Here is a 16559-nt window from a genome sequence, read left to right on the forward strand (position 1 = left end):
ATTTATTTACATATTAATTTTTTTTCAATAAAAAATTATTGATGGTGGATTTTTCCAAGAATCCACCTCAAGTTTTTGCGCCTTGTGTCGATTCAATGATCGACAACCTATAAAGAGTCGTCAACAATTCAAGTTGATGACCTCGATTGGATAAGGCGCACCATGACAAACGACATCACAGGCATAGGCCAGGCCAAAGCTGCAGCGATTCCGGCAACGCTCGCAGGTGCACCCACGCCCACCGCAACCACTCAAGCAGCAGCACAAGTGCCGACGCCAAACCCTGCGGCCGCAATCGAAGCCTCCAAACCAGAATTTGAGCCCACCGTGTCGCCCGAGCAAATGCGTGAAAACTTGCGCGAAGCCATCCAAAAACTCAACGACATGATGCGAGAAAGCAGCCGTGACCTGAACTTCAGCATGGATGAAACCACAGACCGCGTGGTCATCACTGTCAAAAACTCCAACACTGGTGAAGTCGTCCGCCAGATACCTGATGCGACACTTTTGCGCATGGCCACTCACTTGGAAAATCTCAAAGGTGTGTTGCACAACGAAACCACCTGAGACCTAAATTTTCATTTTTTTTCACTCAAGTTATTAGCTAACAAACCGATTCATCAAGTAACAGAGATCAAATTCGAGTTTCTGTAACCACGGCAGGTCCTACTCCCTTTTTGGTTCCTGCCGGACCTTTGAAACAGCCCCTCAAGGAGTAAGACAATGTCAGTTATCAACACCAACGTGAAGTCCCTGGTTGCACAGAATTCACTCACAATCAACAACCGCTCACTGTCCAAAACCATGGAGCAATTGTCGACAGGCAAGCGAATCAACTCTGCCGCAGATGACGCTGCAGGTCTGGCCATCAGCAACAAGATGACATCCCAAATCAAAGGCCTGAACCAGGCTGTGCGAAATGCCAACGATGGCATCTCGATGTTGCAAACAGCTGAAGGCGCTACGCAGGAAATCACCAACATGCTCCAACGCATCCGCGAGTTGGCCGTGCAATCCGCCAACGACACTTATGACGAAGCAGATCGCACAGCCCTTGCACAAGAAGTCGGTGAGCTGGAAGCAGAAATCACCCGAATTGCCACCAACACCAAATGGAACGGCATGGAGATTATGTCCCCTGCCGCAACTGCAAAGAACATTCAAGTGGGCATGGAGAACGACGCCACATCCGCCATCGAAATTGATTTCCAGGACATGACTGCAGGTGGTTTGGATGTGGCCGGTCTTGATTTGAGCACCCACACGGCTTCCCAAGGCGTTCTTGACACGGTCGACGCAGCGATTGCTACCGTTGATTCCTTCCGGTCAGAAATGGGCGCAAAGATGAACCGTCTGAATTATGCCGCCGACAACATGGCCAATGTCTCCATGAATACTTCGGCATCTCGCAGCCGCATTCAAGACACCGATTACGCCCAAGCCACAACCGAATTGGCTCGAACACAAATCATTCAGCAAGCCGCTACGGCCATGCTGGCCCAAGCCAACCAGGCACCCTCGGCCGTTCTGTCATTGTTGCAGTAAGCGCTTCAGCCCCTCATCAATGACCAGCCTAGGGCTGGACATTGATCGGGCGTTCTTGCCAGAGTTCCTTGCCCTGCGTGGGCGAGACAAAACGCTGGGCATTCTGTAACACGAGAACAGCACAATAGGAGGGCGACATGTCCGGTTTCGCCACGAACGTTAGCGCATTGCGCGCAGAGCACGCCATGACTGAAGCGTCTCGCCATATCGATGATTCAACTGTCCAATTGGCCACCGGCCGCAGAGTCAACTCCGCCGCCGATGACACGGCTGGCATGGCCATCAACAGCAAGCTCAACGCACAATCGATCAGCCTGCAACGTGCCATGAGAAATGCCAACGAAGGGGTGAATCTTCTTCAGACCGCAGACGGTGTGGCGAACGGCATGTCTGGCGCATTGATTCGAATGCGAGAAATTGCCATCCAGTCTGCCAACGGCACCAACAGCGATGATGACCGCGCAGCCCTGGACAATGAATTCTCTGAGTTGCGCGAACACCTCGGTGCGGCAATTGACAGCGCCAGTTGGAATGGCCAGAAAATTTTGAACGGCACCATGACCAACCTGAACCTGCAAATCGGCGCCTCTTCAAACGACAGCCAATCTGTGGACATGGCTGATTTTCGGGATCTGTCGGCACTCAGCGCAGCCGGTGTCAGCAACTCAGGCGATGCCCTCGCATCGCTCAGCGCCATTGACGAAAGTTTGACCGCCATTGACAGCGCCCGCGTGAAATGGGGGGCGGCCATGAACCGACTGATCCAAGCGGGGGATGCGTCCAGCAACGTGGCTCTCAATTTAGACAGCGCTCGAAGCAAAATCATGGATACCGATTACGCCCAAGCCACAGCGGATTTGGCAAAAGCTCAAATTCTTCAGATGGCTGGCAAAGCCATGCTCTCACAGGCCAATCAGGCGCCGATTGCAGTTTTGCGGTTGTTGCGTTGACCCTCAAGCGCTTCCGGTAAGAAAGTAGATTTTTACCCGCCCATTGAACAGACCCAAACTAGTCGTCCCTGCAAAACTCACTTCAAGCCAGCGCTGATCTGAGTTTTGCAGGGACGACTAATATATTGTTCAAAAAATCACAGCAAATTCGTTAAACTCCTGGAACATAATGGCCATCATCATTTTCAACAATTAAATTTAAAAAGCCAGTATTACTTTCCACCCAATCAAACTGCTTTATTTCTTTAGAGCGAAATTCTTTAATTAAGAAATAACTGCCAAGTCTTTCACAACAAAACGACCATGTACGAGCTTGCGAACCTTCCCGCCTGTAAGGATATTCATTGATACATCTCCTAACAATGACTTCAAGCATCGATATATTTTTTAACCAGAATTCTTTTGGCATTACACCGAGTTCAATTCCACCAGGAATAAATATTTTCTCATCAAAAAAATTACAGACTTCATTTTTATCAAGCGCCCCTTCTTCGACTGCAATGGCTGTAAATCGTAAAAAGTCTTCAACAAAGTGAACATCTTTGTATTGATATAGATATCCATAGTTGATATTATTTATACTAAATAAACCAGGTTTAGTTACCATAAAATCAGAGTGCAAAGGCAACAAAATATTTTCAAGATCATATGAATTAATTTTATCATTTCTAACAACATCCATGACTTGATAGTTGGCAGCCTGCAAACCAATTTTCTTGTGCGTAAGAAATTTTCTATATTGACAAATACCAACGTGGGTATAATCTTCGGCAGAATTAGTTAGTAAATATTTTAATGCAAAGCTGCCAGCCGTGCCTCCAATAATCGAATGGTACAAATCCCACTCAGGACTTAAATTTTTTATATTTAATTGACCAACTTTTTGCGAAGTACCCATGTGAATGGTTTTGACATAAGATGGAAAATTACAAATTAAATCAACATGTGTCAGGCATGCATAAATGATTTTGCTGGGTGATAAATTTTTCATTTAATGTCAAATTATTATATTTTTCTATGCAAAAAACCATCTGGCGCTACTGATATTAACAACTTGTGATCAATGCTCTTGTCAATCTCGAACTCAGGATGCGTCTTCAAATACTCCCACACCGCTGTTTTGGGGTTATCGCCAGGCCCCCAAGGGCGATCGGGAAACATCTCTTTAGGCATGTCTTCAATAATCGTATCAAATACGACACAGTAACTGCCCACGCTGGTCAGTGGCGCATAGGCTTCTAATTCAGCCAGTACATGATCGTGCGTGTGGTTGCTGTCAAGGCAGACCAATACGCGTTGATGGTTCTTGGCCACGGCTTTTACCTGCTCAATCACCTCTGGCGCAATGCTGGACCCTTGAATCATCTGAATGCGTGAGGACATGGGATGCGCTTCAATCGCCTCTCGGTTGTGCTGGCGAATATCAATGTCCAATCCCAGCACCTTGCGCTTAGCGGTTTTAGGGTCCATGACCGTCCCCGTCTCGATAGCCTCACACAACTCCAGCAATGCAAGCATCGATGCACTCATGATGAGAGAACCACCGTGAGCGATACCAGTCTCAATAATGAGGTCGGGCTTGACCTTCCAAATCAACTCTTGCATCGCCACCATATCTTGTGGATATTGAATAATAGGTCGATCCATCCACTCAAAGTGATAGGAGTATTTGAGTTGGTTGGCCTTGTTAACCCATTCCTGCGTTAATTGCAAAACCTCCTGATTACTTCCTTGCTTTTTTATTTCAAAATCACACTCGTTTTTGAAATTTTCATACTGTTGATTCATTAAATTTTCTCCATTTGAGTTTAGTTTATAAATTTGGCTGGATTACCAACCACCGTCAATCCGGGCGGAACATTTTTTGTGACGACTGCACCCGCTCCAACAATGCTGCCATTGCCAATTGTAATTCTGGGTAAGATCACCGAACCTGCCCCAATAAATGCATTACTTCCAACATCAACACATCCACAGAGCGTAGCACCTGGGGCAATGTGTACCCCATCACCAATTTGACACTCATGGTCAACTGAAGCATTGCTGTTAACGATGCATGCCTCTCCCAAAGTAGCTCCAGCAGAAATATTGGCTTGGGATAAAACCTGCGTTCCGGCTCCAATGAAAGCACTTTCACTGATTACCGCACTTGGGTGAGAGAGCACCGGTATATTAAATCCATATTCACGAAATAAAGTGTGAATAGAGAGTCTGTCAATCCCGCGATCGCCGCCAATTGCCGCCAATCCAAAAATTATTTCATTTTCCATTTTTTGGCTTTCAGCCCACCTGCGAAATCCCTGCTCTCCAATTATCAAGGGCACGCCTGAAACTGCAGGCTTTACATTGCAATTATCAAATAATGCAACAACATGATCGCCCATTAAATTAATAATATCAGCAAGCACCTTGGCTTGACCTGAGCTTCCCCACAAAATAAATTTTTTAGTCATACTAATGAAATAACGACAGCAGCCACCCGCGCAAGATCCTCTTCGGAAATATCGTGATAGCTAGGAAGGTTGATCGCCCGGCTGGGAATATCCCAAGCATGATGATTTGATCTGACTGCCGGAAAAATAGACAATCCCGATAAAGGCCAAAAGAATACTCTCGCATCAGCATTTTCTTCCGCAAATGCAATTTGAAGTTTTTCCCTCGTAATACTTGATTCATTAGAAAAAACCACTGTTGGCATCCAAGCACCATTTTCTATGCCTAATGGCTCTGGGTTCAAACTTATGCAAGACAGCCCATTCAGTCGCTCTCTGTAGAACGCCAAGATTTCGCGTTTCCGAGCGATCAAATCATGAATTCTCTCCAGCTGAGCACAACCTATAGCCGCCTGCAGATTGGACATCTTGTACTTAAAGCCAATAAGGTCTGGCCAGAACTGCTTGGTCTGACCGCGAGCCCTGCCGTGATTGCTCAGTGTGAGTACCCGTTCAAACAAGTCGGCATCGTTGGTGACAAACATACCCCCTTCACCCGTGGTGAGCGTTTTGGTACCGTGAAACGAAAATGATCCGAATTTGCCCATGGAGCCGGCTCGTTTGCCGTGATAAACCGACCCGATGGCTTCAGCGGCATCTTCGATGACAGGTATGCCGTACTTCTTACCAATCGCCAATAGGCGATCCATGTCACAGAGGTTGCCGTAAAGATGCACAGCAACGATGGCCTTGGTGTTCGGGGTGATGGCTGCCTCCGCTTTCTCGGGGTCAATGCACCAAGAATCTGACAATATATCCACGAAAACTGGCTTCGCACCAAGGTTCACAATGGGCGATGCCGTTGCAATCCAATTGGTATCAGCCATGATGACTTCATCGCCTGGCCCTATACCTAAAGCGGCCATGCCCATGTGTAAGGCACCTGTGCAGCTGGACGTCGCAATGGCGTATTGCACACCGAGGTGTTGTTTAAACAGATCCTCAAATTTATTGATGTACTCGTAACATTTGTCACCCCAACCGTTGGCTGCTGCGTCTGTGGCGTAGCGGACTTCAAGCTCCGTGATCGACGGCTTGGTGTAAAGAATGCGTGATTTCATAAAACCGCAAGCTCCGGTACAGCCGTTACAAAACGAACGTCTTTGGTTTTGAGTGAAGAGTTTTGTTGCACCACCTCTGAGGCAATGTTCCAAGGAAGAATCAAAACCCAATCAAATGTCCTCTTCAGCATCTCACTGGGGTGCAAGATAGGAATATGGCTACCAGGCATGAACTTGCCTTGTTTGGCTTGGGCGGCATCGCAAACAAATTCAACCAGGTCGGGTTTAACGCCCGCATAGTTCAACAATGTGTTGCCCTTGGCTGCCGCACCATAGGCAGCCACTTTTTTACCCAATCGCTTTTGCTCGATCAAGAAACTCAACAAGTCGTCTTTGATCTTGTCTGCACGGGGCTGGAATTTCAGGTACGTATTCAAGTCTTGCAGGCCATGCTGGATCTCTGCTTTCAACACACTGCTCACAGCAGCCTGAGTTGAGCGTGGATCATCTTGGTGACAACCGTAAACCCGCAAACTACCACCGTGGGTAGACAACTCTTCCACATTCCAGACCCGAAGCCCTGCTGCAGCAAAAATCCGACTGACTGTTTGCAAGGACAGGTACGAGAAATGCTCGTGGTACACCGTATCGAACTGGGCTTGCTCCAGCAATCGCAGCAAGTGCGGGAACTCAAGTGTGATGGTGCCACCCGGCTTGAGCGCAGCTTTCAATCCACGCGTGAAGTCGTTGATGTCGGGCACGTGGGCGTACACGTTGTTGCCCGCAATCAGATCGGCTTGTTGGCCTTTGGCTGTCAGCTGTTCACCCAATGCTTTCCCAAAAAACTCCCTGATTACAGGAATCCCTAACTGCTCAGCAGCTGCGGCCGTGCTGTCTGTGGGTTCAATGCCCAAGCAAGGTATGCCTGCTGCCACAAAATTTTTCAGCAAATACCCGTCGTTGGAGGCCACCTCAATGACCAAGCTCTGAGCATTGAGCCCCAGCTCTTTGGTCATTTTCTCTGCATACCCGTTTGCGTGGGCCAGCCAGCCCGATGAGGTGCTTGAGAAGTAGGCATATTCAGGGCTGAACAAATCGTCGGCTTGAGCGTAGTCTTCGGTCTGCACCAACCAGCATTGGTCACATACCTTGATCTTGAGTGGGTAGTATTTTTCTGGCTTGGACAGATCGGCCTCGGTGAGGTAAGCGTTGGACGGCGGCGCAAAGCCTAAGTCTAAAAACGTATGCGTCAGTGACGCACCACAATGCCGGCACTTCATAAAACAATTCCTCTAAAGGTGGTGTCTATACAGGCGTGGCTGGAATCACGCGCAGAGATATCGGTGACGGGCAAAGGCCAAGTTATGCCCAGAGCAGGATCGTCATGGCGAACGCCGCCTTCAGAATCGGGCTTGTATAAGGCCGTATGCAAGTACAACAACTCGCTGCCTGCTTCCAACACCTGAAAGCCATGAGCGAACCCCTCAGGGATCACCATCATGTGTGCGTTTTGCGGAGAAAGTTCTTGTGCATACCAACGTTTGTAGCTGGGGGATCGGGGGCGCAAATCTACCGCCACGTCCCAAACCTTGCCCTTCAAACACCTAACCAGCTTCATTTCCGCATGCGGAGCATGTTGGAAATGCAAGCCGCGAACCGCTCCCACAGCTTGAGTGCATGAGTGGTTGATTTGAACAATTTTTCTGTGGCCGATAACGGTCGAAAGCTCTTGTTCACAAAACAACCTTGCAAAAGCACCACGCTCGTCTTTGAAAGATTTGCTCTCAGCCACCACCAAGTCGGCCATGGGTGTTGGGAGAATTTTCATGGCGTGACCCACCCCGCTTGCGCACTTCGGGCAGCCTCAACATATTGAGCCAATTGTTGCGTGCTGATCGTTGTTTGCTTATCCAGAAAGCTGCGATACCAATCTGCGGTTTTTTCCAAGGTGGTGTCCAGATTCCACACAGATTGCCAACCCAGTTGACCATGGGCTTTGGCGCTGTCTAGGTAAAGCAAGTTGGCTTCATGAGGTTGAGGCGCCAACGTCTGTTGCCATTGCATTTCAGGCCAATGAGCTTGTAGCCTGTTCAACACCTCTGCCACCGTGCGGTTGCCGCTGCGCTCTGGGCCAAAATTCCAAGCACCATCAAAATTTTTATCGCCTTCGATGAGCTTTTGCCCCAAGAGCAAATAACCACTTAGGGACTCCAGCACGTGCTGCCAAGGACGAGAGGCGTTGGGCGATCGAATTTCAAGCGATTGCTGGCTAGCCATGGCGCGAACCAGATCGGGTATCAAACGGTCTTCAGACCAATCACCCCCGCCGATCACATTGCCCGCCCTGGCCGTGGCCAATAATGGCGCACCATTGGTATGAAAGAACGCACTGCGGTAACTCGCTGCCACCAATTCAGAACCCGCTTTGGACGCGCTGTAAGGATCATGGCCACCCAATCGATCGGTTTCTCGGTAGCCCCAGGCCCACTCTTGGTTCTCATAACACTTATCTGTGGTCACAGCCAATATGGCTCGAACGCTGCGGGACTGGCGACAAGCCTCCATCACGCTGGCTGTGCCCATGACGTTGGTAGACCAAGTCTCAAGTGGGTCGCGGTACGAACGCCTCACCAAGGGTTGGGCCGCCAAGTGGAAAACCACTTCTGGTTGGGTTGCCTTGAACACTCTGGCGACCTCGGTCGTTTGGCGAATGTCCATCTCGTGGTGCTGAACACTCGCTTCAAGGCCCAACAAACTCCAATGGTTCGGCTGTGTTTCTGGCGCCAAGGAAATGCCGACCACCTCTGCACCCAATTGGCTGAGCCACAGACTCAGCCAACTTCCCTTGAAACCGGTATGACCGGTCACAAGGGCGCGCTTGCCGCGGTAAACATCACCGAAGAGTTTCATTCCCAATTTTTCCATGGTGCTTTGCCCGTTGACCACAAGTCTTCAAGCTGATTCTTGTCGCGCAAGGTATCCATGGGCTGCCAAAAACCCCGGTGCTCATAGGACTCCAGTTGGTTTTTATGAGCAACTGCTTGTATGGGTGCACCTTCCCAGGAACTTTGATCTCCTTCAATGAAGTCGATCACCTTAGGGCTCAAGACGAAGAACCCCCCGTTGATCCATGCGCCATCACCTGGTGGTTTTTCTTGAAAGCCTTGAACGCTGGTGCCTTCGCGCAAAAGCGCACCATAACGCCCAGGCGGTTGCACCGCTGTGACCGTCGCAAGCTTGCCATGTTGTTTATGAAAAGCAATTTGCTTAGAAACATCAATATCCGCTACACCATCGCCATAAGTGAAGCAGAAGGCTTCATCATCCTGCACATAGTTTGAGACACGTTTTAAGCGTCCCCCTGTGAGCGTGTCATCGCCCGTATCCACCAGTGTCACGCGCCATGGCTCGGCTTTTTTGTGATGGACTTCCATTTGGTTACTGCTCATGTCAAAAGTGACATCCGACATGTGTAAAAAGTAGTTGGCAAAATACTCTTTGATCACGTAGCCCTTGTAGCCACAGCAAATGATGAAATCATTGACGCCATGTGACGAGTAAATCTTCATGATGTGCCAAAGAATTGGACGCCCCCCAATTTCTATCATGGGCTTGGGTCTCAAATGTGTTTCCTCAGAGATTCGGGTTCCCAAACCGCCGGCAAGAATTACGGCTTTCATAGTAAATTAAAAATTAAAGTTTATATTAAAATTTGCAATTTTTGCGGGCTTGCATGTGAATTTGGATTTATTATTAATTATTTTCTCAAAGTAATCATTGGAACTGTTTGTTAAATAAATATTTTCGTCTGTACTGGATAAAATACTCAATCCCATTCGCGATACCATCGTTTTCCCGAATTGTGTAATCAGTGGTATCCCAGCTCTAATCACATCATTCGATGTTGAACCACAGTTATAAGGATAAGTATCAAGATAAATATTACATAGCTTTAATCGTGCACAAAACTCCTTATGTCCAGTTCTAGTCGAAAATTTAATTCTAGACATATCAACATTGGATAATCGTGCATGGTTTTTCAGATTTTCCGTTGTTGTTGGATTGTCATCAATTAACCAAAGCACCGAGTCTGGAATTTCTTTAAGCAATTTCATCCACACCGCAAACATTTCCGGTGTAATCTTATACACATTGCCAAATGCACCCATCACAAAAGCATCTTGCGGCAAACCCACCTCTGTCCGCGTCACCAATTGCAAATTTTCTTCCGGTGGTGTCAAGGGAATGAAACTGCCCTCAACATACAGTGGCTTTTCCATAAAAAACTCAGCAAGTTCTGGCGGCATCGCATTACGATCCGTTATCACAAAATCAAACCAAGGCATTCCCGTTGTGCCGATAAAACCCAGATAAGTGCCCTGCTTGGGCGCAGGGTGCAAGGCAAAAATACCTGGCCTGGCACCAGAGCTCAGGCCATGCAAGTCGACCATCACATCAATCTCGTCTGCCAGAATGTGCTCAGCCGCTTGCCGGTCGGTCAATTTTTGAATGGGCCGCACATGGTCGAACATGCTTAACAGTTGTGTGCGGTGTTCCGTACCATCGTCAACCGTGAAGTCGTAGGCATACACCTCATAGCGTTCGCGGTCCAGGCCTTGCAGCATCGTGGGCAACAAAAACCCCACGGCGTGTTCACGCAAGTCCCCCGAGGCAAAGCCGATCCGTTTTTTAGGGTGGTGATATTCCTTGACCTTGCACAAATACTCTTCTTTCAGCCCATAGGTGCGGGCCACAAACGCGTGGGCACTGAGCAGTTGCATCAGTGGGTCATCGGTCAATGCGAGCATGGCCAAGGGTGACGTGGCCATGATCATGTCATTCTTGCTGATGCCAGGCAGCGATTTGTAAACCGGCCACTCACACGCTTTTTGGCGAATATGCACCCAGTGCTGGATCACGCCGGATTGTTTGGGGTTGATCAACAAGCTGTGCTCCAGTGCTTCCAGGGCCTGTCGGTAATCTTTGTTGTTTTCGTGTAATCGGCCAATGTGGTTCAGCGCTGTCGTCAGCATGTCTGGGGCAACAGGCTCTTTGGCATACCGCTGACCCGTTAACTTACCCCAAGCGGCAATGGCTTGCACCGTCTGGCCCTGCTTTTCCAATACCAGACCCAAATTGATATGGGCTTGGGCAAAATCCGGCGAAAGTGCCAAGGCCTGTTCATAGGCATTTTGCGCTTGGGCCAGTTGTCCCATTTGCTGCAGCAAAGACCCATGGTTAAACCAGACCAAGTGCTTGCGAGGATCCTCATGGTGGGTCAGCCACAAGGCATAAAGGTTGGATGCGGCCAACGAATGCCCATCGGATTGGAGTTGTTCGGCGTGTTGCACCATCTTGGCAAGCGGCATGCCACCCGCTTGGAGCAAGGCAACGATGTCTTGTTCGGGTTCCATCATTGGCATGTTACGCGAGATCAATTCAAGCGGTAGTGGGGCATTCATAGGGTTTCCTCGGTGTGGCCGACTGGCCTTTCATACATGGCACGGAACATGCAAGATGAATGCCAGTTAATGGAGCCATTGCGTATTCAAATTCGCCGGAAAAGTCATTTTTTCGACAATTTGAAGTACCGATGCGGCAAGAAACTGCCGACATTCAGACTCCATTTGCCGCAGTCTTGCTGAATTTAAGGGTCATGAAAGTCAGATTCTTCTGTTTTTTACTCAAGTTCAACAAACTGCAGCCGATACGACAGATAAGCACAAGTTAGGCGAGCAGTTCTCGCCAAGATTTTGTAAAGCCAGTCACCCAGTGACTTTGCTCGCCATATATTTAAGGGGTTCTCATGGTCTCATCCATCAGCTCAATGTCCGCTTCCGAAATTCGCGGTCTCAATGTCACGAGCCTCACTACGGCAGATGTGGCTTCGCTCTCGCGCACTCAGATCAAAGAACTCACCACCTCCCAGATCAGCCAACTGAACAGCTCGCAAATTGGGGCCATAGAAACTGAGGACTTTGTACAACTCAGCGCCAATCAAATTGGTGCTTTTGATCCTTCTCAGTTCCGTGATGGCCTGCTGACTTACGACAAAAACAAACTACAAGCCATCACCGGCAGTCAGATAGCGAGCCTGACCACCGCGCAACTCAATGCCTTCACCACCGCCCATGCCGCGGCACTGGACGCGAAAGACATGGCTGTCATGTCAGCCGCACAGCTCAACGCCCTGACCACGGGCGTTGTTTCCTCCCTCAGCAGCAGTCAACTGCAAGGCCTGAAGGACGTGCAAATTGGTGGGCTGAGCACGACTCAAATCAACGCACTAGGCACACAGCAACTTCAAAATTTGAGCAATGGCCAACTCAAAGGCCTCACCAGCACCCAACTGGGCGGCATGACCACCGACAAGCTGCAGGCACTGACCACTGCTCAATTTCAAAGCTTGACAGCAGCCCAGCTCAATGGCTTGACCTCGGCGCAGGTTCAGTCTTTGGAATCATCAGATTTGGCCTCCATCAAGGGTTCAACCTTGAGCGCCTTGGGGACCACACAAATCCAAGCCCTGAGCTCCACGCAAGTTAGAAACTTGACAGAGCAACAAATCAAAGGCCTCACGGCCACACAAATTAAAGCCTTGGACACGGCCGACATTGCGGCACTGAGCACCACCCAAGTCTCGCAACTCAAGCAAGATCAAATCAGCCAGCTGACGACAGCACAGGTTAAAGCGTTGGAAACCCAACAAATTCAGGCATTGGGCGAGAATCAGATACGGGGGTTCAGCAGCTCACAAATGGCCGCACTGAGTACGGACCAATTAAAGGCTTTAACGACAAACCAAGCCAAGGTCCTGAGCGCAGTGCAAGTCAATGCGCTGAGCAGCACCCAAATCGCCAGCATTGAGACGGCCGATCTGGCCGCACTCTCTGCAGACGCCACATCCGGTCTTTCGACCGATTCGGTCAAGGCGCTGAGTTCCAACCAAGTGGCCTCGCTTGCTGAAGGACAGATTCGGAGCATGACCACGGCGCAGCTCAATGTCATGGATTCGGCCGATTTGGCGAACATGAGCAGCAGCCAAATTCAGCAACTTACGGCAGACCAAATCAAAGGCTTGAGCACTGGTCAACTCAATGCACTGACCACCAGCCAATTCAGCGCGCTGGAAGGCAAGCAAGTGCGTGAGCTGACCACCACCCAAATGGCGGCTTTGTCCACCGACAACATCAAAGCTTTGACCACCGTACAGGTCAAACAGCTTTCTGCAGAGCAACTCAATGCGTTGACTCCCAAGATCAGTTCGTTGGAGACCGCAGACATCGCCGCCATTTCCGGTGCTGCAGCGGGCCAACTGTCAACCGCATTTGTGCAAGCCCTGAGTTCAGACCAAGTCAAGGCTTTGGACAAAACACAATTGAACGGCATGACCAGTGTTCAATTGCAAGCCATTGAGACGGGCGATATGGTGAACATGAGTTCGGCGCAACTGAACATGTTGCGCGTCGATCAAGTCGCACTACTCACAACAGAACAGCTCAACAACCTCACCAGCAGCCAGCTGCAAAGCCTGAGCGCCAAGCAAATCAACGGGTTAAGCACGGCGCAAATGGGGTCATTGACCACCGCTAATTTGGCTACTTTGACCAGTGATCAAGTCAAAGCTTTTTCTGCCACACAGCTCAACGCGATGAGCTCTGCGCAAATCGCGGGGCTCACATCCACAGCGCTCTCGTCGATCAATGTGGACGCATTTTCCAAACTGTCAACGACTGCCATTCAGGCGATCACCACTGGCCAAGTGGCCAATCTGACCAACAAGCAAATGCAGTCCATGGGCAGCAGCCAGCTCAATTCGCTGCAGACAGCTGATCTTGTGACACTGAGTACGGCCCAGGTGGTTGCACTCTCGGCCGGGCAGATCAAATCGCTTTCAACGAGCCAACTGAATGCGCTGACCACCACGCAATTTCAGTCCTTGACGGCAACACAAATTGGCGGGCTCAGCACCGCACAGATGGCCAACCTGTCAACCGATCACATCAAGGCATTGACCACATCGCAAGCGGCAAATTTGACCGCCCTGCAACTCAACAGCTTGAACTCTGCACAGATTGGCAGCCTGGAGACAGCTGACGTTGCCGCCCTGAATGAATCAGCGCTGAGCAAATTGAGCACAGGCAATGTACAAGCCCTGTCAAGCGATCAGGTCAAAGCGCTGAATGCAAAACAATTGCAATCTCTCAACTCCGAGCAGTTGCAGGCCATGGGCAATGATGTACTGGCACTTGACACCACACAATTGAGCAGCCTCAAGGCCAGCCAGATCAGCGGCATGACCACGGCTCAACTGAGTGGACTCAGTACAGACCAACTCAGGTCGCTGACAGGATCCCAAGTCACCGCCATGACCACCGCACAGTTTGCGGCGTTGGGCAGTGACAACATCAACAGCTTGACGACCAGCCAATTTGCGTCCATCACAGCGACGCAAATCAATGCTTTGGGATCTATTTCCACCTTGACAACAGCAGGTCTTGCTGCATTAAGTAACCAGGCGATTGAAGGCCTGAGCACGTCTGCCGTTCAAGCCCTGACGACCGATCAAGTCTCCAAACTGACGGCCAGCCAAATCAAGTCATTGAGTACCGAGCAACTCAATGCGATGCAACAAGCCGACCTGGAGAAACTGACGACAGATCAGATTGCGGCTCTAAAGGCCGATCAGGTGGGCGGTTTGACCACCACGCAATTACAGCGATTGAGTACAGCGCAAGTCAGCGCCATGAGTGCGGCACACATTTCTCGCCTGTCCACCGACAGCGTGAAAGCCCTTTCGAGTGCGCAGGTTGCGGCCATCAATGTCACTGCCCTGCGCTCCTTGTCAACAGGCCAGATCAACGCCATTGATACAGCGGATATTGTGGCCATGGGTACTGCCCAGGTCGCTGCCTTGCGATCCGATCAACTCCAAGGCATGACCACCGACAAGCTCAACGTGTTGACGACCACCCAAGTGGCGGCCTTGTCGGCATCTCAGTTGGGCGGTTTGTCTACCGACCAGGTTGCAAACCTGAAAACCGATGCGATCGCCACACTCTCTTCGGCGCAGGTCTCGGGATTTAAAGTCCAGCAGATCGATGCTTTGGACACCCACCAGATCAGCAAAATCGCAACCAGCGCGGTCGCTGGGTTCAGTGGTACTCAAATCGCTCGACTGGGTACGGCCCAGTTGTCTGCTTTGACCACAGGACAAACCCAAGCCCTCATTAACACACAAATTCGAGCCTTGACCCCAAGTCAAATGGCTGGTTTGACCACGGCTTCCTTGGAGGCATTGACCACAGAACAGGTTGGCTTCTTCAGTGCAACCCAGCTGAATGCTTTGTCGAGTACGCAGATCGCCTCTTTGCAAACGGCCGATGTGGCTCAAATTGATGCCAAAGTCATCAGCGCATTGAGCACTGACACTGTTTCAGCTTTGACTTCTGGCCAGGTCAAAGCACTTGACTCTTCACAGTTGCAGGGCCTGACCAGCAGCCAATTGAACAGCTTGTCTGAAGACCAAGTGACAGCGCTTGAGACAAATCAAATACAGGCGTTGACCACCGTACAGGTCCGGGACTTTTCGACAGATTCTTTGACAGCGCTGACCACATCGCAAGTCCAAGCCCTGACAACTGCGCAGGTATCCGCCCTCACAACCAATCAAATCACCAAGCTGAGCACGGCTCAAGTTGCGGCACTCAGCACGCAACAAGCCCGCGCTTTGGGGGTTGCACAGCTCAATGCCATGGGCAGTGACCAGATACAAGCCATCGAAACCGCCGACGTGGCCGCGCTGACCACCACCCAGATGGCCGGTCTTTCGTCTGCCAACGTGGCTGTTTTGACTTCTGACCAGGTCAAAGCCATTGGCACGTCGCAATTGCAAGCTTTGAGTGCCACACAAATCAATGCGCTGGAAACCGGCGATGTGGCTGCTCTTCTGACCAGCCAAGTTCAAGCCCTGACCACGGCTCAAATCAGTGCTGCATCTACCAGCGTCTTGACAGCGTTAACCACTTCGCAAGTACAAGCTTTGACGACTTCTCAAGTTTCGTCATTGACCAACACACAAGTGTCAAATCTGACCACCGCTCAGATAGAGGCTTTGACCAGCAGCCAATTCAGGGCAATGACTGGCGGGCAGATTGCATCCTTCACGACCGATCAACTGGCCGCCTTGGAAACCTCTGATCTGGCCAATATGACCACCGGTCAGATTTCAGGATTGACCACCGGATTTATCCAAGCGCTCAGCACAGCCCAAGTGGCGGCCCTGACCACGGCCCAAGCCAGCGTCCTGTCCGTCGTTCAGCTCAACGCCATGGGCACCGATCAGATCCAAGCCTTTGAAACCGCCGATGTGGCCGCACTGACCACGGCCCAGCTGTCTGGCCTGTCCACCAGCAACGTGGCCGCTTTGACCTCGAGTCAAGTCACCAGCCTGGGTACCTCTCAGGTCCGAGCCCTGACCACCGCTCAGCTCAACGCCATGGGCACCGATCAGATCCAAGCCATCCAAACCGCTGATGTGGCCGCACTGACCACCGCTCAGCTGTCTGGCC

The 16559-nt window shown here is 50.3% G+C and carries 13 protein-coding genes; 4 read left to right on the forward strand and 9 right to left on the reverse strand.

Annotated features, from left to right (window positions below; translation table 11 throughout):
- Positions 1 to 162 precede the first annotated feature (162 nt).
- The 3 genes from B472_RS16340 (at position 163) to B472_RS16350 (ending at position 2495) form a co-directional block, all read left to right on the forward strand.
- Positions 163 to 567, forward strand: a complete 405-nt coding sequence (locus tag B472_RS16340; protein ID WP_019425153.1) for a flagellar protein FlaG — start codon at positions 163 to 165, stop codon at positions 565 to 567.
- 156 nt (positions 568 to 723) lie between these two features.
- Positions 724 to 1545 carry a flagellin gene (locus tag B472_RS16345; RefSeq protein WP_019425154.1) on the forward strand — a complete coding sequence of 274 codons (822 nt, stop codon included), beginning with the start codon at positions 724 to 726 and terminating at the stop codon, positions 1543 to 1545.
- A gap of 137 nt (positions 1546 to 1682) precedes the next feature.
- Positions 1683 to 2495 (forward strand): flagellin, encoded by an 813-nt coding sequence (locus tag B472_RS16350; protein WP_026039157.1) that lies wholly within the window; start codon positions 1683 to 1685, stop codon positions 2493 to 2495.
- A gap of 151 nt (positions 2496 to 2646) precedes the next feature.
- Here the strand turns inward: B472_RS16350 and B472_RS17020 are convergent, their stop codons facing one another.
- The 9 genes from B472_RS17020 to B472_RS16390 are packed head-to-tail and all read right to left on the reverse strand — an operon-like array spanning position 2647 to position 11450.
- Positions 2647 to 3486, reverse strand: a complete 840-nt coding sequence (locus B472_RS17020) for a hypothetical protein (RefSeq protein ID WP_133176128.1) — start codon at positions 3484 to 3486, stop codon at positions 2647 to 2649.
- A 14-nt stretch (positions 3487 to 3500) separates the two neighbouring features.
- Positions 3501 to 4283 carry a cephalosporin hydroxylase family protein gene (locus B472_RS16355; protein WP_019425158.1) on the reverse strand — a complete coding sequence of 261 codons (783 nt, stop codon included), beginning with the start codon at positions 4281 to 4283 and terminating at the stop codon, positions 3501 to 3503.
- A gap of 20 nt (positions 4284 to 4303) precedes the next feature.
- Positions 4304 to 4948 (reverse strand): acetyltransferase, encoded by a 645-nt coding sequence (locus B472_RS16360; RefSeq protein WP_081504887.1) that lies wholly within the window; start codon positions 4946 to 4948, stop codon positions 4304 to 4306.
- Positions 4945 to 6048 carry a DegT/DnrJ/EryC1/StrS family aminotransferase gene (locus tag B472_RS16365; protein WP_019425160.1) on the reverse strand — a complete coding sequence of 368 codons (1104 nt, stop codon included), beginning with the start codon at positions 6046 to 6048 and terminating at the stop codon, positions 4945 to 4947. The genes B472_RS16360 and B472_RS16365 overlap by 4 nt, the downstream gene beginning before the upstream one ends.
- Positions 6045 to 7268 (reverse strand): class I SAM-dependent methyltransferase, encoded by a 1224-nt coding sequence (locus tag B472_RS16370; RefSeq protein WP_019425161.1) that lies wholly within the window; start codon positions 7266 to 7268, stop codon positions 6045 to 6047. The genes B472_RS16365 and B472_RS16370 overlap by 4 nt, the downstream gene beginning before the upstream one ends.
- On the reverse strand, positions 7265 to 7816 hold the full coding sequence (rfbC, locus tag B472_RS16375) for a dTDP-4-dehydrorhamnose 3,5-epimerase (RefSeq protein ID WP_026039158.1): 552 nt from the start codon (positions 7814 to 7816) through the stop codon (positions 7265 to 7267). Before rfbC ends, B472_RS16370 begins: the two co-directional genes overlap by 4 nt.
- Positions 7813 to 8898: a CDP-glucose 4,6-dehydratase gene (gene rfbG, locus B472_RS16380; protein ID WP_019425163.1), complete on the reverse strand. Its 1086-nt coding sequence runs from the start codon at positions 8896 to 8898 to the stop codon at positions 7813 to 7815. Before rfbG ends, rfbC begins: the two co-directional genes overlap by 4 nt.
- Positions 8895 to 9668 carry a glucose-1-phosphate cytidylyltransferase gene (gene rfbF / locus B472_RS16385; protein WP_026039160.1) on the reverse strand — a complete coding sequence of 258 codons (774 nt, stop codon included), beginning with the start codon at positions 9666 to 9668 and terminating at the stop codon, positions 8895 to 8897. The genes rfbG and rfbF overlap by 4 nt, the downstream gene beginning before the upstream one ends.
- A gap of 6 nt (positions 9669 to 9674) precedes the next feature.
- Positions 9675 to 11450 carry a tetratricopeptide repeat protein gene (locus tag B472_RS16390; RefSeq protein ID WP_081504888.1) on the reverse strand — a complete coding sequence of 592 codons (1776 nt, stop codon included), beginning with the start codon at positions 11448 to 11450 and terminating at the stop codon, positions 9675 to 9677.
- Between the two features lie 365 nt (positions 11451 to 11815).
- On the opposite strand from B472_RS16390, the gene B472_RS16395 reads away from it, so the two are divergent.
- A partial coding sequence (locus tag B472_RS16395; protein WP_019425167.1) for an S-layer family protein occupies positions 11816 to 16559 on the forward strand: 4744 nt, incomplete at its 3' end.

This window comes from Limnohabitans sp. Rim28, from assembly GCF_000293865.2.
In the GTDB taxonomy this organism is placed as follows: Bacteria; Pseudomonadota; Gammaproteobacteria; order Burkholderiales; family Burkholderiaceae_C; genus Limnohabitans_A.

Coding starts and splice junctions, on each gene's coding strand:
- B472_RS16370 (WP_019425161.1), bottom strand. CDS start 7,268: ATGAAGTGCCGGCATTGTGGTGCGTCACTGACGCATACGTTTTTAGAC.
- B472_RS16340 (WP_019425153.1), top strand. CDS start 163: ATGACAAACGACATCACAGGCATAGGCCAGGCCAAAGCTGCAGCGATT.
- B472_RS16350 (WP_026039157.1), top strand. CDS start 1,683: ATGTCCGGTTTCGCCACGAACGTTAGCGCATTGCGCGCAGAGCACGCC.
- B472_RS16360 (WP_081504887.1), bottom strand. CDS start 4,948: ATGACTAAAAAATTTATTTTGTGGGGAAGCTCAGGTCAAGCCAAGGTG.
- B472_RS16355 (WP_019425158.1), bottom strand. CDS start 4,283: ATGAATCAACAGTATGAAAATTTCAAAAACGAGTGTGATTTTGAAATA.
- B472_RS16345 (WP_019425154.1), top strand. CDS start 724: ATGTCAGTTATCAACACCAACGTGAAGTCCCTGGTTGCACAGAATTCA.
- B472_RS16365 (WP_019425160.1), bottom strand. CDS start 6,048: ATGAAATCACGCATTCTTTACACCAAGCCGTCGATCACGGAGCTTGAA.
- rfbF (WP_026039160.1), bottom strand. CDS start 9,668: ATGAAAGCCGTAATTCTTGCCGGCGGTTTGGGAACCCGAATCTCTGAG.
- B472_RS17020 (WP_133176128.1), bottom strand. CDS start 3,486: ATGAAAAATTTATCACCCAGCAAAATCATTTATGCATGCCTGACACAT.
- rfbG (WP_019425163.1), bottom strand. CDS start 8,898: ATGAAACTCTTCGGTGATGTTTACCGCGGCAAGCGCGCCCTTGTGACC.
- rfbC (WP_026039158.1), bottom strand. CDS start 7,816: ATGAAAATTCTCCCAACACCCATGGCCGACTTGGTGGTGGCTGAGAGC.
- B472_RS16390 (WP_081504888.1), bottom strand. CDS start 11,450: ATGAATGCCCCACTACCGCTTGAATTGATCTCGCGTAACATGCCAATG.